Here is a 20,859-nt window from a genome sequence, read left to right as displayed (position 1 = left end):
CCTGACGGGGAAACCACGCCCGCTACGGCCTCCATCAGCCCGCACCCGCTACCCGACGCCCGGAAAAGCCTCAACCTTTTGCAGGCCGGCCAGCAACTGCTGGGCGGCGGCGCGGTGCGGGTCGAGCCCGTCGGGGCCACGGTACTCAAGCCGATACTCATAGCCCTCACGCCAGAGCCGGCGGCCCAGCACCCGCGTCCGCTGCCGGTTACCCGGGCGGGCCGCAGCATCGTCGTAGGCGTAATCGTAGCGCAACTCCTGGAAACGGTCCTCGTCGCGCTCCTCCAGCCGGTACACCCGCGCCCGGGGCAGGCTGGTTACGTAGCGCCACACCGAGTCGAGCTGGCCGGCCTGCAAAAGGTTGAGGCTTTTCCGGTCGTCGGGTAGCGGGTGCAGGCTGATGGAGGCCGTAGCGGGCGTGGTTTCCCAGTCAGGCCCCACATAAAACGTAGTCCGATGGTTTTCGCCGGGCATCACCTGCCAGCCCGTGGGGTAACCAAGCTGGTAGCCGCCGCGGACGTCGGTGTAGGTCTGGCCGGCGGTATTGCCTTGGGCCCACACCGGGCCGGGCACGGCGAACAACAGTAGCAAGAGCCAAATCTTTCCCCAGGCCATATATTTTAACCACCTCATTGCCTCAAAAATAGGCAGCCAAACCGGATGTTCCTGGCTCCAGCTCCACACACTGCACCGGTACAGGAAGGAAGCGACCGAGAACACGAAAAAAATACCATTGTTCTCACCGGCCAGCCATATTAGGGGCTGAAGCCAGCCGGTTTATTACGTACCTTTACACGCCTATTTGCGGAATATCTCTGCCCCTCACTTACCCATATGAAAAAACTTCTCCTCATCACGCTGATCCTGTCGAGCACGCTGGCGGCTTCGGCGCAGTCCATGGCTGGCAAGCCCCGCAAAAAGTACGCTTTCCCGAAGAAAGACGAAGAAAGCACTTACGTGCTGAATGTAACAAAGAACACCGACGAAGAAGCCGAGGTAGATGCCTGCGTAACCCGCGTAGCCTACCTTCCCTACGTCGATCTGCTGGCCCAAATCAACGAACTAAAGCGTATCAACAGCTGGGCCGACACCACGTATCAGCGCCGCCTGACTCAGCTTCCAGCTGGTGGGCAGCTTACGGTAACGATGTATCGGCGGGGTTCCAAGAATGCTGACCCCAGCTACCTGAGCCTGCTGGCAAAAAACAAAGCCGGCGAAGAGCTACTCAATCTCCCTGAGCTACCCGCCGGCCAGGGCCGCTTCTGGAACCGCGACCTGTACATGAGCAAGCGCGTTATCTCATTTGTTAAAGTAGCCAGTGAGCAGGACGTTTCCCTGACAATCAACGACGCCAAGACCAAGCAGAACTTCGAGTACATCATTAAAGCGCAATAGTTCGCCTTATCCCCAAATGTATAAAGCCCGTAGCCGATTCCGGCTACGGGCTTTATATATTTGGGGCATATTATTCTGCCTATTTCCTCAGCTGGGCCCACTGCACGGCAATGATGGTTTTAGCATCTTCAAATTCGGCAGCAAATAATTCGTCGGCCGAGAATTCTACCGCTTCAATCCGCTCGTTCTCCGAGGCCAGCCCCCCACCGGGGCCTGACTGCCGGCTGACTTCGGCATAGAAGACGGTAATGATTTCGGCGCTGTTGCCGGGCGAAGGGAATATGCGGGCAATCTGTTCCAGCTGGTCCACGTCGTAGCCCAGCTCCTCCTGCAACTCGCGGCGGATGGCCGTGGCCGGCTCCTCCCCTTCATCAACCATACCGGCGGCCAGCTCCACCAGCTCTTTTTCGGGGCCAATGCGGTACTGCCGGGCCAGTATGTACTGCCCGCTGTCAGTATGGCGCACCAGCGCTGCCACGGCCGTGCCCGGCTCGAACCGCTCGCGCTTAAGTGTCTTATCGCCGTCCTGAACCCGCAATTGGCTGATTTTATAGTGGCCGTCGTAGGCAGTTTGGCGGTCGATAATGTGCATGAGTTACGTTGAATCAGAAGGTTGCTAAAAGGTGGCCGGTTATTTGCGGCAAGCAGGGGTAGCGGCCGGACGTCCTGTGCCGCGCCGGTGCCGCGCCGGCTCGCCCACCAGAGGCCTATTATACGTCTTTATCGACGCTGTAAAACTAAAAAGCCCGACCTTTGCCGGCGGATATATTCCCGTGTCATTTTCGCCGCCCTCCGGCGGCTGCTTTTTTTCTTTAGATGTCGTTCGACGAACTCAACCTGATTGAGCCTATCCTCCGTGCCCTGCACGAGGAAGGTTACACTACCCCTACCCCCATTCAGCAGCAAGCCATTCCGCAGGTGCTGGAAGGCCACGACTTGCTGGGCATCGCCCAGACCGGCACCGGTAAAACGGCCGCTTTCACCGTGCCCATTCTTCAGATTCTGCACCAAACGGCCCAGGTAGAGCGCCACGCGCCCGGCCGCATTCGGTGCTTGGTGCTCACTCCTACCCGCGAGCTGGCCATCCAGATCGGGGAGAGCTTTAAATCGTACGGCCGCCATCTGCCCAAGCTGCGCTCTACCGTTATTTTCGGCGGCGTGGGCCAGCACCCGCAGGTACAAATCCTCAAGCGGGGCGTCGAGGTGCTTATTGCTACGCCCGGCCGCCTGCTCGACCTGATGAGCCAGGGCTTCGTAGACCTGCGCCAGATTGAGGTGTTCGTGCTCGATGAAGCCGACCGCATGCTCGACATGGGCTTCATCAACGACATCAAGCGCATCCTGCCCAAGCTACCCGCCAGCCGCCAGACGTTGTTCTTCTCGGCCACCATGCCCGGCCAGATTCAGGAACTGGCCGGCAGCATTCTGCGGCCCAACCCGGTGAAGGTGGCCGTAACGCCTATCTCGAGCACTGCCGAAACCGTGACGCAGGCCGTGTATATGGTCGATAAGAATGATAAGGCCGATCTACTCGAACACGTGCTCCAGGACAAGAATATCCGCCGCGTGCTGGTATTCACGCGTACCAAGCACGGCGCCGACAAGGTGGTGAAAACGCTGGCCAAGGCCAATATTCCGGCCGAAGCCATTCACGGCAACAAGTCGCAGAACCACCGCCAGCGGGCCCTGTCCAACTTCAAGGCCGGCTCGACCCGCGTGCTGGTCGCCACCGACATTGCCGCCCGCGGCATCGACGTGGATGAACTAACCCACGTTATCAACTACGAAATTCCGAATGAGCCCGAAACCTACGTGCACCGCATCGGCCGCACCGGCCGCGCCGGTGCCGACGGTACGGCCCTTTCCTTCTGCGAAGACGAGGAGCGCGCTTACCTGCAGGACATCCAGAAGCTCATCCGCCGGCAGGTGCCGGTAGTGCAGAGCCACCCCTACGCCACTTCGGCGGTGCAGCCCGTGCCGCTGACCGGCGGGCCGCCCATCAAGCGTCCCAAGGGTCCGGCTGGTCGTCCGGCCCGTCCGGGTCGCGAAGGCGGCCAGCAGGGCGGTGGTGGCCGTGGCCGGGAGAGCCAGCGCCCCGCCAGCGGCGGAGGCCGCGAAAGCAGCCCCCGCAGCCAGACCAGCAGCCAGGCCGGCCGTGGGGAAAGCCAGCGTAGCCCCGCCAGCGGCGGCTCTTCGCGAGGTGGCATCGGTCGGGGCCGGGGCGGCAGCCGGTAGGCGCTGCACCATCCTGTTTGCTGCTACCGGGCAGGTTTTGGTCCGGCAGTAGCGTAACTTCCAGTATCAAGCCCCGTCGTTGCCCGTTTAGCGGGCGGCGATGGGGATTAGTTCGTACAAGCCGGCCGGAATAGTTGAGCCGGTTTAGTCGGGGCCGGCAAACAAAAAGGCAGCGTGTAGCTTACTATACTGAAGCTGTTTGGCAAATCAAAAGCACTTCATACTTTGGCTGCACGGCAGTCAGATGAGGGCTAATATCCTTTTGACTTGCCAAAGAGCTTTAGTACCTTTTCCCGCTCCGGAACAGCTTTTTATTCTCCGTTATGGCTCAACGTACCCTTCCCGTTATTCAGGCACTGCGCGATACGGCTCAGCGCCTCGCTACCCAGGCCCCCTACCAGTGGGGACACATGGGCAGCTGCAACTGCGGCCACCTGGCCCAGACCGTTACCAAGCTAACCAAAGCCGAAATCCATACCCGGGCCATGCAGCGCTACGGCGACTGGGAGCGGCAGCTGCTTGACTATTGCCCCACCAGCGGCCTGCCCATCGACGAAACCATTGATGAGATGCTGGCCCTGGGCTTCAGCCGGGCCGACCTTACGCACCTGGAGCGCCTCTCCGACCCGGCTATCCGGGCCACTATCCCGTTTGAGCGTCGCAACGCCCTGCGCCACAACCAGCGCGACGACGTGGTGCTTTATCTGCGTACCTGGGCTGGGTTGCTGGAGGGCGAACTGCTGGCTACCATTGAGCTGCCCAGCCTGGTGCCGACAGCAGATCTGGTAACTGCACAGCTGTAGGCTTGGCAGAACAGTAATAGCAGAAGCATAAAAGCCCCGCCGGCAGCTGCCGGCGGGGCTTTTCATTTGACCTGATTTCCGTAGCGGAAGGAGTATTAGTAATTGACGTTGCTACGTTGCGCCTCGCGGTACTGTTCGGGGCGGTGGCTGCGCTTATAGGCCGCATCGGCATTGGGGTCCTTTTCCGGGTCGGGGGACTGAGTGCAGGACGACAGAATCAGGGAAGCGCCAGCGGCGAGGAAAACGAGCAGACGAAGATTTTTCATGTCCCAAAGGTACACACCAGACCGAAACCGGGCAAATCCACCATTACCTCCTTTCCGTATTCTGTTTCAGGTCCGTCGCCAAGGCTATGTAACGAATGTTAACCATCTAGCTTACCTAACAGCTAAGCGTGTCGCTACCGAAGTAGTTTACAACTATCAACAGGACCTAATGCTACCAAGTGCCTAGTCGAGACAGCCTCCGGAGTTGAAACAAGGCCAGACGTTGACCTTTTCCGGCCGACTACTTCCCTTGCCGTACTCAACCGAAGTTGGCCCGGCTTCGCTAAGGCCATTAGCGGTACCAGGCCAATTGCAAGTAGCATTTTATGACCGCTTGTCACCGACAACTTCATTAGCAAGTGGGGATATCATTGCCACCGAATTTCGGCACTATATTCCGCACTGCTAATATGTGGCTATAGGCATACCGAAGCTACCCTCTGCCAAAGACTAACACCTCTATCCTTGGTTCACAACACTTGAATCTAGATACTGAATAACAATACTTTGCAAAAGTCTATAAACCAAACCTAGTAACTTTGTTAGCAGAGCATAGTTTAGCGTATTTTCAATATAAGGGAGTACGTATTTGGCCAGGTATAGAAAGCGGAATAACAGCTTGACAAGGCCCACCAACAGTCGGTACAGACACCTACTGACAAATTGCACTCCGTCTCTAACAGCGCCTTTCCGAGGAACCGAATCGTGTCGTCAGACGGAGCAAAAAAATAGCTACTAATTCCTGATCAGTGGGCAAAAAAGAAGGTACCGGCAGGTTGTTGCACAGAATTCAATAAACTAGCTAACAACCAGTTACAGACCTGTACCCTCCGCTGTTTATAAGTGTCTGCTCAGGCTTGTAGCAGTGTATAACTTATCCTCCCCGTAGCTACGAGAACATACTAGGCTCCGGTTTCAGGCCGAAAGTCCGTAAACGTGCCATCCTGATAGAAGAGCACGATCCGGCGGATAGTCTTGCCTGGCTCTGCCAACGCGTAGGCCAAATCGGCTCCGGCAGGCGTGGCCACTGATGTGGCGGGTTCCACTGCCACCACCGGGCCGGCCACACGGGGCTGGACAGCCTGCTTAAGGGCCTCTACGGGCTCAGCAGCAACCAAGGGAGGCTGTGGAACGGGTGCAGCCACTACGGTGGGCAGTGGCGCTGCTATGGGGGCTGGCTCGGTGACTGGCTGGGCGCGAGGTACAGTTGCAGCAGAGGCAACGCTGGCTTTTGCTACCTCTGCGACGGCTACGCGCTCCAGCATCGACCCGGTCCCATTCAGAAGCCAACTAAGTGAGAGGTCGGGAAAGGCCGCTATAACCTTCTGCACAACCTCCAGGCTGGGTTTGTTGCGCCCGCTCAGGATGTGGCTTACTACGGGACGGGATACGCCGATAGCATCAGCAAACTGCGAGGAACTCAGTTCCCGCACGCGCAACAACTCCTGAATCCGGTCGAGCATAAGCTATTTAGGTGGTTTACAAATGTACGCACCCAAAGCGAACTACTGACTGAGCTAGTCGGCATCAATCATCAATTATCATCTGTTAACACATGTAATAATCCATTGTCTAATGTAAACAATGTTAAATGATACGCTATAGCTGTTTACAAGTGTTATATAACAGTTGATTCCATTCTTCCCTATAACTCGTGCGAGTTATGGGTAGGAGTTAGAAATTTGACTGAGCAGGTGGGTGGCTTCCCGTGTTTCGTTCCCGTAGTGACAGCCTTTATTCTGAAGCCCAGCCCGCTTCGCTGACTGCTGCTAATTGGCAGTAGTACCACCGCCGATAAGGAGCGCCACGAAAAAGCCCCCACCCTACGCTTGTTGCGGCGGGTGGGGGCTCTGTACCTACTTGGGTGCCCCGAAGGGCGGTAGGGCAGTTAGTTGAAGTACTCCTTAGCCAAGGCTTTATCGTGGCCGTAGATATCGTCGCGGAAGTGCACCTTGCCATCATCATCTACCCAGGTAGTGAAGTAGACCAGGTACACGGGCAGCTTTTCGGGCAGAGTAACATACTTCTCCTCGCGGGCGGCAATAGCATCAGTAATGGCCTGCTCATCCCACCCTGCCTTGTTGCGTAGCAGATACTCGGCCAGGCGCAGCGGCTCGGCTACCCGAACGCAACCGTGGCTAAAGCCCCGCTTGGTCTGGCTGAACAACTCGTCGTTGGGCGTGTCGTGCAGGTAAATGTCGTTGGAGTTAGGGAAGATGAACTTCACATTGCCCAGGTCATTCTTTGGGCCGGGACGCCGACGCAGTGTGTACTTCCAATCCTTTTGCTCCAGGTTGGCCCAGTCGATGCTGCTGGCATCAACAGGGGTTGCCTTGGCGCCCCAGCCTTTCACTACTTCCATATCGAGGCGGTCGAGGGTGCCCTGGGGGTTGGCGGCCAGTTTAGGACGCAGCTCCTTATCGATGATGCTGAAGGGCACATTCCAGTAAGGAGCCATTACCACAAACTCCACTTTGTCGGAGAAAATGGGCGTAGCATTGAGGCGCTTGCCCACGATAACAGGCATGTTGAAGGCCTCTTTGCCGTCCTCTACCACGTGCAGCTTATACTCCGGAATATTCACCAGCAGGTAGTCGGGCTCAAACTTCTTCGGAATCCAGCGCCAGCGCTCCATGTTCATCATGATTTGCTGGATGCGCTGTCCTAGTGGCACATTCAACTCGCGCAGGGTTTCGCCCCCCACTACCCCATCAGGCTTCAGGCCGTTGAGGCGCTGGAACTCCTTTACGGCAGCAAACAACTCGGCATCGTATTTCTGGGCAACCGGAGCGGCCGGCTGACCGGGCTTGTTGGCCACGGCTACGGCGGGCGTCTCGGCCGAAACCGGCGCAGTGGCCTCGGGGCCCAGCAGACGGCCACGCAGGGCGGCTACGGCCGGCGAGCTGGCACCGGGTTTGAGGCTGGTACCAGCCGGAATGGCCGGCCAGCCACCTTTGCGCTCCATCTCCCGGTAATCGGACAGCACCTTTTTCAGGCGGTCATACTCGGAATGCAGGGGCTCAAAATCGTAGTAGCCATAGGTGCTTTCCCGCTCCTTCAGGATGGTCATCAGCGCCTTATGCAGCTTCACCTTGTTGCGCTTCACGTCCCAATCAATGGACTTAACAGCGCGCGGGTCGACGGTACCCCGATAAAAATCGGAAGCATAGTTGAAGTAGGTGGCCGACAGCGCCACATCAATTTTCTTTTCCAGCTCGCTACGGCGGGTCGTGTCATTGCGGGCGGCCTCCAGCTCTTTGAGCAGGGGGTCGAAGTTCACGACCTGGTAGTCTTTGGGGTTTAGACCTTCATCGGCCGCTTTGCCGATAACGCCAAGCATGGTTTCGGCCTGGGGCACCAGTTCATGGTCACGGAACCAACCCAGCTTGAATTCACGGGCCTTGTAAAACTTCTTGGCCCAGTCGATCTGGTCTTTGAAGCGGGGCTCGGTGTTCATATACCGGACGATATAGATGCTGTCGAGTGTCGGCTGGGGGCCGGCGGCTCTGGTCAGGGCATCGGGCAAAGCGGCCTGCATGCCCTGCTTTACACGGTCCTGCTGGTCCTGGCTACATGAGGCAGTAGCCGTTAGCACGAACAAGGCAAGCAGCCAGATGCCGAAAGAGGTACGAAAAAAAGAACGATAGGATGGATTCATGAGAAAGGAAATCGGGAAAGAAACAGCCAAACGAGAACCACTTCCGTGCCAACTAAGCCAGCGGACGGGGTTTGGGCTTTCTACTGCGTTTCAGACAGCGGAGTTGCCACTAAGGCGCATCTTTCCCAGTGTCGCAAGTTAACAGAATTCGCCCGACCCGCGCTGCCGCCTAACACTTCTGCAGCCCGCGGCATCAATTCGGCGGCGGCGGGCGTATCAGTGGCTGGCGGCCTAGCTCCTGCCCTAGGCGCGGGCTGCCGCACCTCTTCGATTTCCCATTCCCACTTCCTGAATTTATGTCTGCTACTTCCGGCCCGCAGCCCTCTGCCCCAACCGACCCGCACAGCTACTCCCGCCCCGCCGAAGTCAGCGTCCGGCACCTGGCCCTGCACCTGACAGTAGACTTCGCCACCCAAACCCTGGCCGGCCATGCCACTTGGCAGCTTACCCGCTCCGATGCGGCGGCCACCGAGCTGCTGCTCGATTCCCGCGACCTGCTCATTGAAGAAGTGCTGCTCGGCGACGCCTATAACGGTACGCCGACCGATTTCGAGCTGGGTCCCGCCAACCCGGTGCTGGGCCAAGCCCTGCGCATAGTGCTACGACCCGACACCACGGCCGTAACCGTGCGCTACCGTACAGCACCGGATGCGGCGGCACTGCAGTGGCTGCGGCCCGAGCAGACGGCCGGCACTCAGCCGTTTTTGTTCACGCAGTCGCAGGCTATTCTGGCCCGCACCTGGCTGCCCTGCCAGGATTCGCCGGGCGTGCGCTTCACCTACGAAGCCCAGATTACGGTGCCGCCCCAGCTGCTGGCCCTGATGAGCGCCAGTAATCCGCAGCAGCTCCGCCCCGATGGCCGCTACCATTTCCGGATGGAGCAGCCCATTCCGGCCTACCTGATGGCGCTGGCCGTGGGCGATGTACAGTTTGAACCCCTAAGTGGGCGCACGGGCGTGTATGCTGAGCCGGCCACGCTGCCGGGGGCCGTTGATGAGTTTGCCGACCTGGAGCAGATGGTGGCCACCGCCGAGGAACTGTACGGGCCTTACCGCTGGGAACGGTACGATTTGCTGGTGCTGCCCCCCTCCTTCCCGTTCGGGGGCATGGAGAATCCGCGCCTCACCTTCGTGACGCCCACCATTCTGGCCGGCGACCGAAGCCTGACCAGCCTCGTGGCCCATGAGCTGGCTCATTCCTGGAGCGGCAACCTCGTCACTAACGCCACCTGGAACGACTTCTGGCTTAACGAGGGCTTTACGGTGTACTTCGAGCGGCGCATTATGGAACAGCTTTACGGCCGGCCCTACGCCGAGATGCTGCAGGCCCTGGGCCACGCCGAGCTGCTACACACCCTGGCCGAGCTAGGCCCCGAAAGCCCCGACACGCATTTGTACCTGAACCTTGCCGGCCGCGACCCCGACGAGGGCCTGACCGATATTGCCTACGAGAAGGGCGACTACTTCCTGCTGACGCTGGAGCAGCTGGTGGGCCGCCCCGCCCTCGACACCTTTATAAAGGAGTACTTCGGCGGCCACGCTTTTCAAAGCATGGACACGGCCTCGTTTCTAGCCTACCTGCGCCGGGAGCTGCTTGACCGGCACCCCGGCCTGGAGGCCCGGATCCGGCCCGAAGCCTGGATTTACGGCCCCGGCATTCCGGATAATGCACCGCCGGTTAGCTCGGAGCGGTTTGCGGCCGTGGACGCGGCCGGCCAGAGCTGGCAGCAGGGCACCCCGGCCAGCCAACTGCCCACCACCAACTGGAGCAGCCACGAGTGGGTGCGGTTTCTCAATCAGCTGCCCGCCGATGTCGGCGCAACGCAGCTCGGCGAGCTGGATGCCGCCTTCGGTTTTACCAATTCGGCCAACTCCGAGATACTGGCCGCCTGGCTGCCGCGCACCATTACGGCCGGCTACGCCCCGGCCGACCAGGCCCTGCACCGCTTTCTGACCAAAGTGGGGCGGCGCAAATTTCTTACGCCGCTTTATAAGGAGTTGCTGGCCGCTCCCGCCAATGGCCCCGCCCGGGCCCGCCGACTGTACGCCGAGGCCCGGCCCAACTACCACGCCGTTGCCACCAGCACCCTCGATGCGTTGCTGGGCCGCCCAACCAATGCCTAATCTGGTTTTTCAGGGAAAGAGCAAGCCCTTTTCGGCACTTTTTTGTTTATTACCCCTTGGCCGCACTCTTGATGGCAGGCTTTCAATCCTGCCAGCTTGGGCGCAGATTTGTTCTTTTGTTTTCCGGAAGAAGTATGCGTGGCCCGAACCTTGCTGAGATTCGGACTTCGGATGCAGTATTTTTCCGTCGTTTAAAGTTGCTTTCTGTTTTGAAAAATTCCAGACCGCTCGGCAAGCTCATTGCCATTGGTGGCAATGAGGATAAGGGCACCTACCCCAATCCTCGCACCAAGAAGAAATATTACCTCAACTTCTTTGAGCTAGGCATTCTCAAGCGCATAGTTCTCGAATCGGGGCATGAGGACCCGCGCATTGAGGTTATCACGACGGCCTCCATGATTCCGGAAGAGGTAGCCCGCGTCTATATTTCCTCGTTCACGATGCTTAACTGCAACAACGTGAGCGTACTAGACATTCGTACCCGCGAAGATGCCCTGCGGCCCGATTACGTGGACCGTATCCGCAAAGCCGACATCGTGCTGATGTCGGGGGGCAATCAGTCGCGGCTCACCACCATTTTCGGGGCGACCGAGTTTCTGGCCGCCCTGCGCCACCGTTACCAGACCACGCCCAACTTTGTGGTGGCCGGTACTTCGGCCGGGGCAATGGGCATGTCGAAAACAATGATCAAGGGCGGCAGCGTACCCGACGCCCTAATGAAAGGGGCCGTGAAGATGGGCAGCGGGCTGGGCCTGATTGATAATGTCATCATCGACTCGCACTTTGTGAAGCGCGGGCGCTTCGGCCGGCTTATCGAAGCCGTGGCTTTGCATCCTAAGCTCATCGGCATTGGCCTGGGCGAGGATACAGGCATGCTTATCACCGGAGGCAACCAGCTCGAAACCATCGGCTCGAACATGGTTGTTATCATGGATGGACACCAGCTGGAGCATAGCAACGCCGCCGCAGCCCAAAAGGGTGAGGCTATTTCGGTAGAGAATATGCTGCTACATGTACTGGTGCAGGGCAACCTCTACGACGTGGATGAGCGGCGCTTCTACCCCAACCTGAAGCTACGGCAGCAAGCGGCCGAATCAGCCCTCATTACGGCCAACAAGTCCGCAAACGAGCCAATGCCAATTCAATAGCCACGTTACCCAAATATGTAAAAAGACCGTATCTATATCAGATACGGTCTTTTTTATTGCCCATTTGTTTATTCAATAAGAAACCTGCTATGCGCTGGGCAAGCGGCTTAGTATCGTGTGCAGGCAGGTGCAACCACTCCTTATATATATAGCGCGGAAAACATCTGCTTCTCAGCTCTTGTAAATGGCCACGAAAGGTGCGGCATCGTGTGAGGTTTGGCTGGCGCGATACATGCCTTCGGAGTTGAAGGGCAGTGCGACGTTGCCGGCCGCATCAACGGCTACCAGCCCGCCCTCTCCCCCGATGGGGGCCAGCTTGTCGTGCACCACAATCCGGCAGGCCTCGGCCAAGCTTAGCCCCCGGTACTCCATCAGGCAGCTGATATCATGAGCCACCATTGCTCGCAGGAAAAATTCGCCGTGGCCGGTGCAGCTGATGGCGCAGGTGCGGTTGTCGGCGAAGGTGCCGCTGCCGATAACGGGCGAGTCGCCGATGCGGGAGTAGCGCTTGTTGGTCATGCCGCCGGTGCTGGTAGCGGCGGCCAGGTTGCCGTGCTGGTCGCGGGCCACCGCCCCTACCGTACCCATTTTCTTTTTCGGGTCTTCGCTCCCACTGCCAGCAGGTACTTGGGCCTGCGAGTGGTCGAGGCGCATGCGGCCTTCCTGCAAAGCCTCCTGCAACTGGTCGTAGCGGTGCTGGGTGAAAAAGTACTCGGCCGGCTGCATAGCCAAGCCGTGCTCGCGGGCCAGCTCGTCGGCGCCAGGCCAGGCCAGCAGCACGTGCTCGGTCTGCTCCATCACCAGGCGGGCCGCCCGGATGGGGTTCTGCACCTGCCGCGCCCCGGCCACGGCCCCGGCCGCCCGGTTGCGGCCGTCCATAATGGCTGCGTCCATTTCATGGTGGCCTTCGTGGGTGAACACCGCGCCCCGGCCGGCGTTGAAGAGCGGGTGGTCTTCGAGACGGAGCACGGCCTGCTCCACGGCATCGAGGGCCGAGCCGCCGCCAGCCAGCACGGCGTAGCCGCTGCGCAGGGCCTCATGCAGGGCAGCCTGGTAAGCCTGCTCTTTTTCGGGCGTCATCAGGGCGGGCGAAATGGTGCCGGCACCGCCGTGCAGGGCCAGGGCGAAAGATGGGGTCATGGGGTAAAAATATTTGGGTGGACGGGGAAAAGCGCAAGGCAAAGGTAGGCAGCCCGATGGGGCCGGCGGCCGGGTCGGAACCCCAAACGAGCCCGAACCAACCGCGTTTTTTTTCGTAGGTTTGGTTTACTGTTTCAACATCCCCAACACCCCCCTAGACTTACTACTATGGCTTACGAAGCTACCGGCCGCCTGCACGAAATTTTCGACGAACAGCAGGTGAGCGAAAAATTCCGCAAGCGCGAATTCGTGCTGGAGGTCATAGATGGCCAGTACCCCGAGCATATCAAATTCCAGACGGTGCAGGACAAAACTGCCCTCATCGACCCGTTCAAAGTAGGCGACGAAGTGAAGGTATCGTTCAACCTGCGCGGCCGCGGTTTCAACAAGAACGGCCAGATGCTCTACTTCACCAACCTCGAAGCCTGGCGCATCGAAAACTCGGCTGGCGGTGCTGCTGCTCCTCAGCAGGGTGGTTACCAGCAGGCCGCGCCCCGCGCTGCCGCTGCTCCGGCCCAGAACCAGAACCCCAACCTGCGCGCTTCGGCCGCTCCGATTGCCTCGGACGACGACAACGACCTGCCGTTCTAATTTTGGAAGCCAGAAGTCAGGAGCGAAAGGTCAGCATCTAACTTCTCTATTCCGACGCTCAGCTTCTCAAAAGCAAAAAGCCGCTGCCGCAACTGGCAGCGGCTTTTTCGTGCCGTGCGATTAAGTAGCCGTGCAGAAGTACCATGTTTCTTTCAACTCATTATGCTGAGCGGAGTCGAAGCATCTCTACCGCTTCGTCGAACAACTGCAACAAAGCGGTAGAGATGCTTCGGCTTCGCTCAGCATGACCGCCTTTTGGCTACCGTTACTTTTGCGGCTCTTAATAACGCCTGAACGCGGCGGTACCTCCTACTTACTATACCTATGCACACGCTTACGCAACTACAGTCCGGTGAGCTGGCCGTCACCACCCGGCTGGATTTAGCCGAAGGCTTGACCGAGTTTCCGCCGGAGATATTTACGCTGGCCGATACGCTCGAAGTGCTCAACCTTTCGGGCAACGCCCTGCGCGAGCTACCCGCCGACCTGCCCCGCCTGCACCGGCTGCGGGTGCTGTTTGCCTCCGACAATCAGTTTGAGCGCGTGCCCGAAGTGCTGGGCCAGTGCCCGAATCTGGAGATGGTAGGATTCAAGGCCAACCAGATTCGGGAGCTGCCGGGCGCGGCGCTGCCGCCGCAGTTGCGCTGGCTCATTCTCACCGACAATGCCTTGGAGGCCCTGCCCCTGGAAATTGGCAACTGCCCGCGTCTGCAGAAGCTGATGCTGGCCGGCAACCGCCTGCACACCCTGCCGCCCGAGCTGGCCCGCTGCACCAACCTGGAGCTGCTACGTCTGGCCGCCAACGAACTGCACGAGTTGCCTACCTGGCTGCTGACGATGCCGCGGCTGAGCTGGCTGGCCTTTGCTGGAAACCCGCTGTCCGCCGCGGCCGATGCTGCCGCCGAAAGCCACCCCACCCGCCCGGCCATTGCCTGGCCCGAACTGCAGCTTCGGGAGATGCTGGGCGAGGGCGCGTCGGGCGTGATTTACCGCGCCGAGTGGCAGCCCGCTTCAGCGTCACCGCAGCCGGTAGCCGTGAAGCTGTTTAAGGGAGCCGTGACGAGCGACGGGCTGCCGCACTCCGAAATGCTGGCCTGCCTTAGCGCGGGGCTCCATCCCAACCTGATTGCTGTGGAAGGCCGGCTGGCGGGCCACCCAACTGGCACCGAGGGCTTGGTGCTGGAGCTGATTGACCCCGGGTTTACCAACTTGGCCGGTCCGCCCACCCTAGCCAGCTGCACCCGCGACGAGTACGCGCCCGCCACTCAATTTGAGTTGCCCGCGCTATTGCGGCTGGCCGGCGGTATTGCCGCGGCGGCAGCCCACCTGCACAACCGCGGCATTATGCACGGCGACCTGTACGCTCACAACATTCTCGCCACTGACGTGGGCACGGCTTTGCTGGGCGACTTCGGGGCAGCTGGCTTTATGCCACCAGCCAACCCCGAAGCCGCCGAACTTCTTCCCCGCCTCGAAAGCCGGGCCTTTGGCAATCTGCTCGAAGAGCTACTCGACCGTTGCACGCCCCGCCCCGCAACGGCCGCCGCCGTGTCCGAACTGCGCGACTGGCAGGCCCGCTGCCAGCAGCCCCAAGTAGCGGCGCGGCCTCTGCTGGCTGAGGTAAGCCAGCGGCTGGTCGAAATGCAGCAGCTGGCGGGCTGAAACCCCAGAGTGGGTTTTCTACGTTCTATCTGGGCTGGCGTAATTGTTGATAGCCGGCGGCCGGACCGGGCACTTGCCTTCGGGCAACACAGCTGGGCAAAGTCCGGCTGGCTCGTCAATCCGGCTTCCGTATCCGCTTATCCGCCTACCAGGCACTTTTGTACAATTTCCGTATGAGTTCAGATTCCTTGCGGCCACTGGCGGGCCAGACGGCCCTGGTAACCGGCGCAACCAGCGGTATTGGCCTGGTAACGGCCCGCGAGCTGGCCCGCCAGGGAGCCCGCGTGGTGCTGGTTGGCCGCGACACCGAGAAGGCCGCCCGTGCTCAAGAGGCCATTCAGCAAGCCGCCGGACCCGATGCAGCGGTACACGTTAAGTGCTTTGATTTGTCGTTGCTGCGCAATGTGCGTGCGCTGGCCGAGCAGATGAAGCAGGAATTCAGCCAATTAGATATTCTGGTGAATAATGCCGGCATTATGCCCGGCCGCTTCACCCTCACCGACGAAGGCCACGAGCTGAGCTGGGCTACCAACCACTTGGCGCCCTATGCCCTTACCAACCTGCTGCTGCCGCTGCTCGATGCCGCCGAACGGGCCCGGGTAGTTACGGTTTCGTCGGTGGCGCACTGGGTAGGCGAGATTGAGCCGGAGCAGGAGGTACGCAACTCACCCGAGAAATACAGCTGGCTGACCGCTTACGCCGACTCCAAGTTGGCCAACATCCTGTTCACCAAGGAGCTGGCCAACCGTCTCGACCTGACGAATATCACGGCCAACTGCCTGCACCCCGGCATGGTAGATACGGCCCTAATGCGCGCCGACACCTCGGCCGTAATGAAGGCCATGTGGTGGATGGCCCGGCCCCTGATGATAGCCCCCGAAAAAGGTGCCGAAACAACCCTTTTCCTGGCCTCCGCGCCCGAAGCGGCCCGCCTCAACGGGCAGTACATCACCGGCCGACGCATTGCCCGCTGCTCCGACCGGGCCAGCAGCAGCACCGAAGCCAGCCGCCTGTGGCGGATTTCGGCCGAGGAAACCGGCATCGAATAAGGCCGCCAACAGGCTAGCGCCGCCATCGGTGGTTGGCAGATAGCATTTCCGGACATTTTGGCCCCTCCGGCTGTTTTCTCGCTATGGATTTACTTGAACTTATCCGGCAGGGCGAGGGCGAGCGGCTGGAATTCAAGCAGCGCACCACCCACCCCACGCGCATTGCCCGCACGCTGGCCTCGCTGGCCAACACGCGCGGCGGCCAAGTGCTGGTGGGCGTTGATGATAAGGGCCGCATAATGGGTGTGCGCGATGTGGAGGAAGAACTCTACCAGCTGCGCGAGGCCGCCCGCCATTACATAGACCCGCCGCTGGACGAGCAACTGCAGTTCAAGGCCGTGGAGGACCACGAGGGCCGGACGGTGCTGGTGGTAACGGTGCCCGAAAGCGCCACCAAGCCCCACCGCGCCCAAGTGGCCGACGGCGACTGGCGGGCCTACGTGCGGGTGCGCGACCAGAGCGTACAAACCAGCCAGCTCACCGAAAAAGTACTGGAACGCGAAGCCGCCCCCGAAACCGGCCGTTTCGAGCGGATTCCGCTCAACCGCGAAGAGCTGGCCGTGTTGGAATACCTGCGCCAGCATCCGCGCATCACGCTGGCCCAGTACCAGAAGCTGCTCAACATTGGCCAGCGCCGCGCCCACCGTACCCTCATCAAGCTCACGCTGCACGGCTACATTAAGCACCACGACAAGCAAAAAGAGGTTTACTACACCTTCTGAAGGTTCGCCTCAAAACCAGAAAGGCACTGCAACCGGAGTTGCAGTGCCTTTCTTATGGCTTGTTAGTGGCAGCAGATTAGTCCTGCTGACGGGACTTAAGGGCCTTCTTCTCGTCTTTGGCCGCCTTTTTCTCCTTCGTGGTCTTGGCGGGCTCCTTCTTTTTCTCTTTGCGGGGTTCTTGGGCTTTAGCCATAGTGGTAGGTTTTAGGGGTGAATTCGTCCAAGATAAGGCCTTGCCGGGAATGGAAGCAGATTTGCAGACTCGCGCGGCAGACCAGAACCCGAAGTTACGCCATATTGGGCAGGTACCGTTCCTGCAAAAGCTGCAGATGATGGGCCTCATGCCCGGCCAACATGTAGGCTAGGGCACGCACGCTCACCGGCCGGTCGCTGGCCGTACCAATCCGATCGGCCGCCGCTGCCCCAAATGACTCAAACATACAGAGTGAGGCGGCCCGTACGGCGTCGTACTCGGCCAGAATATTGGCCAGCGGGCGGGAATCAGCCTCCGACAAGAGCACGTAATCGTCCTGCTCGTAGCCGGGCAGCGGGGTGGTGTCGCCGCGGCCTATACGTAGGGCGCGGTAGGCGAAAATACGCTCCGTATCAATCATATGCACCAGCTTTTCCTTGATGTTCCACTTGCCCGGCGCGTACCGAAACAGGGCCTGCTCGTTGCTGAGGTCTGCCAGCAGTTGGTATAGCACCGGGGGTTGGGTGCGCAGGGCCTGCAGCGGGTCGGAGCCGGCCAGGCGCACGTAGTTGGCATAGAACGGGGCGTACTCGGTGGTGGCGGGTGGGGTCAGAAATGGGCTCATGGGCCGAAGGTAAGCCATTGCGGCAAATGCCTCCTGCCGAAGCACTGGCGGCAACGCGGGCCCGCGCCTGCGCGTACACCGGGTCATCTCAATCTTATATCCCATTCTATGTCTTCTCTTGCCGAAAAAGGCCTCTCCATTTCCAAAAACGCGCTCTTCAGTGTGTTCATCAACAAAGCCGGCAAGCTGCTGGGCCGCCCGTTCAAGGTGGTGCTGGTACTCAATGAAACGGCCAATAAGCTCGCCAGCAAGGAAAGCGGCGACAACAAGTTCAAGCAGTTGTTCTCGGTAGCCTACACGCTCATCCGCCTCGTGCGCAATTACGTGAGCGGCGACTACCGGCAGGTGGAAACCGGCACCATCGTTTCGGGCCTGGGTGTGCTGCTGTACGTGCTCAGCCCCATCGATTTAGTACCTGATTTCATTCCCGTAGTGGGCTTCCTCGATGATCTGGCTCTGATTAGCTGGTTTGTTGGCAAGTTCCAGAGTGAGCTGGAAAGATTCCGCGATTGGGAGCAAACCCACGCCACAAATGAAACCAACGACCTGCCGGCTGCCGCTCAAAAACCCACCGATTCGTATACCAAGGCCGAGCAACTGCCCGCTGTAGCCGAGTTGGGTCACTCCTAAAATCACAGATGTTGCAGATGGAGCAAATAGTGCAGACTCGTTCTGCTGGCCGATGCTTTTATCGCTCCTGATTTACTGGTTTATTCACGCCCATCCCGTTTCGGGTGGGCGTTTTTCGTTTGCGCTGCACTTTTTTGCAGAACATACGACCTACGCCGCCGGAGGTACCCAAGCAGCTAAAACCGTAAATTAGCGTCCTGATCTTTCCATCCATTTCCGTTTTCATGACCTTACGCTCCCGGCTGGCGCTGCTGGCCCTCATCCTCCTCACTACCCTATCGGCCCGCGCCGATGAAGGCATGTGGCTGCCGTTGCTGCTCAAGCAGCTCAACGAGGCCGACATGCAGAAAAAAGGCCTCAAGCTGACGGCCGAGCAGATTTACTCCATCAACCAGGGCAGCCTCAAAGATGCCATCGTACAGTTCGGCGGCGGCTGCACCGGCGAAATCATCTCCGACCAGGGCCTACTGCTCACCAACCACCACTGCGGCTACGGCCAGATCCAGAGCCACTCGTCGGTCGAAAACGACTACCTCACGAAAGGCTACTGGGCCATGACGCCCGGTCAGGAGTTGCCCAACCCGGGCCTGACTGCCACCTTCATTGTGCGCATGGAAGACGTGACGAGCCAGGTTCTGGCCGGCATTCCGGCGACGGGTATTGCCGAAGGCCAGCGCGAGCAGCTGGTGCAGCAGAACAGCCAGCGCGTGGCCCAGGCCGCCGTGCAGGGCACCGGCTACCAGGCCTTCGTGCGACCCATGTTCAATGGCAACGAGTACTATATGTTCGTTACCGAGGTGTTCCAGGACATCCGGCTGGTGGGCGCGCCGCCGAGCAGCATCGGTAAGTTCGGGGGCGACACCGACAACTGGGCCTGGCCCCGCCACACCGGCGACTTCAGCCTGTTCCGCATCTATGCCGGCCCCGACAACAAACCCGCCCCTTACTCGCCCGACAACAAGCCCTTCAAGCCCCGTTACCACCTGCCCATTTCGCTGGCCGGCGTGCAGCCCGGCGACTTTACCATGGTCTTCGGCTTTCCCGGCCGCACCAACGAGTACCTCACCAGCTGGGGCGTCGATGAGGTGTACTCGCTGTCGAACCCGGCCAAAATTGCTGTCCGCGACGCCAAGCTGAAGGCGCTCGACACCGACATGAAAGCATCTGACAAGGTGCGGATTCAGTACGCCGCTAAATACGCCAGCCTGGCCAATTACTGGAAAAAGTGGATCGGCGAGAACCGCGGCCTGCGCAAGCTCGACGCCGTGCGCGTAAAGCAGCAGCGCGAAGCCGAGTTCCAGCGCTGGGCCGAGTCGGGCGATGCTGCCCGCCGCGCCACCTTTGCTGGCCTGCTGCCCGAATTGCAGCGTAACTATGCCCAGGGCCGTGACTACACCCTGGCCCGTGACTACGTGAGCGAGGCCGCATTGGGCGTGGAGCTGGTGGCCTACGCCAACAGCCTGCAGCCGCTGCTGGAGCTGGCCGGTGGCAAAGCACCCGCCGCCGACTTGGCCATGGCCGTGGAAAAAGCCAAAAAAGGCACAACCAGTTTCTTCAAGAACTACAGCGCTACCACCGACCAAAAGGTCGCTACCCAGTTGCTACCGCTCTACGCTAATGGCACCCCGGCCGCGCTACTGCCGGCCTATGTGAAGGAGCTGCAGAAGCAGTACGCCACCACCGGCTGGGCCTCCTACGTGGCCCAGCTATACGGCAAGTCGCGCCTGACTTCAGAAGCCAGCGCCCAGGCCGTGCTTGATGAAGTGGCGGCCGGCAAACCCGATGCTTTGCGCCAGGACCCCGCTTTGAAGCTTGCAACAGCCATTGTCAGCAACTACCGCACGGCCATTCTGCCCGGCTATAATGTGGCCACCGACCAGATTGCCCTGCTCCAGCGCACCTATGTGGCCGGCCTGCGCCTGCAACAGCCCGAGCGCAAGTTCTACCCCGATGCCAATTCTACCCTGCGGCTGGCTTACGGCGAGGTAGCCGGTTATGAGCCCGCCGACGGCGTGAAATACGACTTCTACACGACCCTCGACGGCATTATGGAGAAGGCCGACCCCACCAACCCCGAGTTTGAAGTACCGGCCCGCCTCTCGGAATTGTACCAGACCAAGGACTACGGCCCTTACGCTTACAAGGGCTCGGTGCCGGTAGCCTTTATTGCCACCAACCACACCACCGGCGGCAACTCCGGCTCGCCCGTCATCAACGGCAACGGCGAGCTGATCGGCATCAACTTCGACCGCAACTGGGAAGGCACCATGTCCGACATCATGTTCGACCCCGACCGCGTGCGCAACATCACCCTCGACGTACGCTACATGCTGTTCGTGGTGGATAAATACGCCAGCGCCGGCCATTTAGTGAAGGAAATGACCCTCGTTGGGGCCTCGGATTCGGCTACCGATGCTACGCCGGACAAGAAGCTGAAGAAGGTAAAAGTGAAGCGCAAAAAGGCCTAGCAGCCCCACGCACTCATATATAGCCCGGCAGGCAGCCCGCGGCGGAAGTTGTTACGACAACTCCCGCCGCGGGCTGCCTTGGTTTTATACTGGCCAGTTGCGGTAAAAACTCCTGCGGCAGCCGTAGCTTTAAGCACTGCCACCACATCTG

18 protein-coding genes are annotated in these 20,859 nt (G+C 59.9%); 11 read left to right on the top strand and 7 right to left on the bottom strand.

Annotation, left to right across the window (positions count from 1 at the left end; translation table 11 throughout):
- Positions 1-48 precede the first annotated feature (48 nt).
- Entirely contained in the window at positions 49-591 is a 543-nt protein-coding gene (locus HW556_RS07025) for a PsbP-related protein (RefSeq protein ID WP_176899310.1), read from the bottom strand.
- A 243-nt stretch (positions 592-834) separates the two neighbouring features.
- Here HW556_RS07025 and HW556_RS07020 point away from each other — a divergent pair, with 243 nt between their 5' ends.
- Positions 835-1,395: a hypothetical protein gene (locus HW556_RS07020; RefSeq protein ID WP_176899308.1), complete on the top strand. Its 561-nt coding sequence runs from the start codon at positions 835-837 to the stop codon at positions 1,393-1,395.
- 79 nt (positions 1,396-1,474) lie between these two features.
- Here HW556_RS07020 and HW556_RS07015 read toward each other — a convergent pair whose 3' ends face one another.
- Positions 1,475-1,987 (bottom strand): NUDIX domain-containing protein, encoded by a 513-nt coding sequence (locus tag HW556_RS07015; RefSeq protein ID WP_176899306.1) that lies wholly within the window; start codon positions 1,985-1,987, stop codon positions 1,475-1,477.
- Between the two features lie 224 nt (positions 1,988-2,211).
- Here HW556_RS07015 and HW556_RS07010 point away from each other — a divergent pair, with 224 nt between their 5' ends.
- Together HW556_RS07010 and HW556_RS07005 are read left to right on the top strand one after the other, a co-directional pair.
- The gene (locus HW556_RS07010) at positions 2,212-3,630 is read left to right on the top strand and encodes a DEAD/DEAH box helicase (RefSeq protein WP_176899304.1); all 1,419 of its coding nucleotides are present in this window, start codon (positions 2,212-2,214) and stop codon (positions 3,628-3,630) included.
- Positions 3,631-3,953: 323 nt separating this feature from the next.
- Positions 3,954-4,433 (top strand): hypothetical protein, encoded by a 480-nt coding sequence (locus tag HW556_RS07005; protein ID WP_176899302.1) that lies wholly within the window; start codon positions 3,954-3,956, stop codon positions 4,431-4,433.
- Between the two features lie 95 nt (positions 4,434-4,528).
- Here the strand turns inward: HW556_RS07005 and HW556_RS07000 are convergent, their stop codons facing one another.
- The 3 genes from HW556_RS07000 to HW556_RS06990 form a co-directional block, all read right to left on the bottom strand.
- On the bottom strand, positions 4,529-4,699 hold the full coding sequence (locus HW556_RS07000) for a hypothetical protein (RefSeq protein WP_176899300.1): 171 nt from the start codon (positions 4,697-4,699) through the stop codon (positions 4,529-4,531).
- A gap of 902 nt (positions 4,700-5,601) precedes the next feature.
- Positions 5,602-6,162, bottom strand: a complete 561-nt coding sequence (locus HW556_RS06995; RefSeq protein ID WP_176899298.1) for a helix-turn-helix domain-containing protein — start codon at positions 6,160-6,162, stop codon at positions 5,602-5,604.
- Positions 6,163-6,587: 425 nt separating this feature from the next.
- Positions 6,588-8,357: a L,D-transpeptidase family protein gene (locus HW556_RS06990; protein WP_176899296.1), complete on the bottom strand. Its 1,770-nt coding sequence runs from the start codon at positions 8,355-8,357 to the stop codon at positions 6,588-6,590.
- 296 nt (positions 8,358-8,653) lie between these two features.
- On the opposite strand from HW556_RS06990, the gene HW556_RS06985 reads away from it, so the two are divergent.
- Both HW556_RS06985 and HW556_RS06980 read left to right on the top strand, forming a co-directional pair.
- A complete protein-coding gene (locus HW556_RS06985; protein ID WP_176899294.1) occupies positions 8,654-10,480 on the top strand; it encodes a M1 family metallopeptidase in 1,827 nt (608 codons plus the stop codon).
- A 209-nt stretch (positions 10,481-10,689) separates the two neighbouring features.
- Positions 10,690-11,628, top strand: a complete 939-nt coding sequence (locus HW556_RS06980) for a cyanophycinase (protein WP_176899292.1) — start codon at positions 10,690-10,692, stop codon at positions 11,626-11,628.
- A gap of 171 nt (positions 11,629-11,799) precedes the next feature.
- Here the strand turns inward: HW556_RS06980 and HW556_RS06975 are convergent, their stop codons facing one another.
- Positions 11,800-12,768, bottom strand: coding sequence for an isoaspartyl peptidase/L-asparaginase family protein (locus tag HW556_RS06975; protein WP_176899290.1), 969 nt, complete (start codon positions 12,766-12,768; stop codon positions 11,800-11,802).
- A gap of 168 nt (positions 12,769-12,936) precedes the next feature.
- Between HW556_RS06975 and HW556_RS06970 the strand changes: the two genes are divergently transcribed.
- From HW556_RS06970 to HW556_RS06955, 4 genes are all read left to right on the top strand, one after another.
- The gene (locus HW556_RS06970) at positions 12,937-13,359 is read left to right on the top strand and encodes a DUF3127 domain-containing protein (RefSeq protein ID WP_176899288.1); all 423 of its coding nucleotides are present in this window, start codon (positions 12,937-12,939) and stop codon (positions 13,357-13,359) included.
- 324 nt (positions 13,360-13,683) lie between these two features.
- Positions 13,684-15,021 (top strand): leucine-rich repeat-containing protein kinase family protein, encoded by a 1,338-nt coding sequence (locus HW556_RS06965; protein ID WP_176899286.1) that lies wholly within the window; start codon positions 13,684-13,686, stop codon positions 15,019-15,021.
- A gap of 173 nt (positions 15,022-15,194) precedes the next feature.
- On the top strand, positions 15,195-16,070 hold the full coding sequence (locus HW556_RS06960) for an SDR family NAD(P)-dependent oxidoreductase (protein ID WP_176899284.1): 876 nt from the start codon (positions 15,195-15,197) through the stop codon (positions 16,068-16,070).
- Positions 16,071-16,153: 83 nt separating this feature from the next.
- Positions 16,154-16,792, top strand: coding sequence for an AlbA family DNA-binding domain-containing protein (locus HW556_RS06955; RefSeq protein WP_176899282.1), 639 nt, complete (start codon positions 16,154-16,156; stop codon positions 16,790-16,792).
- 287 nt (positions 16,793-17,079) lie between these two features.
- Here HW556_RS06955 and HW556_RS06950 read toward each other — a convergent pair whose 3' ends face one another.
- A complete protein-coding gene (locus HW556_RS06950) occupies positions 17,080-17,610 on the bottom strand; it encodes a DinB family protein (RefSeq protein WP_176899280.1) in 531 nt (176 codons plus the stop codon).
- Between the two features lie 108 nt (positions 17,611-17,718).
- On the opposite strand from HW556_RS06950, the gene HW556_RS06945 reads away from it, so the two are divergent.
- Positions 17,719-18,240, top strand: a complete 522-nt coding sequence (locus tag HW556_RS06945) for a YkvA family protein (protein WP_176899278.1) — start codon at positions 17,719-17,721, stop codon at positions 18,238-18,240.
- Positions 18,241-18,464: 224 nt separating this feature from the next.
- Complete coding sequence (locus HW556_RS06940; RefSeq protein WP_176899277.1) at positions 18,465-20,708, top strand: S46 family peptidase; 2,244 nt, start codon at positions 18,465-18,467, stop codon at positions 20,706-20,708.
- The last annotated feature ends 151 nt before the right edge of the window (positions 20,709-20,859 follow it).

The sequence above is a fragment of the Hymenobacter terrestris genome, from assembly GCF_013377905.1.
Lineage (GTDB): Bacteria > Bacteroidota > Bacteroidia > Cytophagales > Hymenobacteraceae > Hymenobacter > Hymenobacter terrestris.
This window is presented reverse-complemented; position numbering and strand designations above follow the sequence as displayed.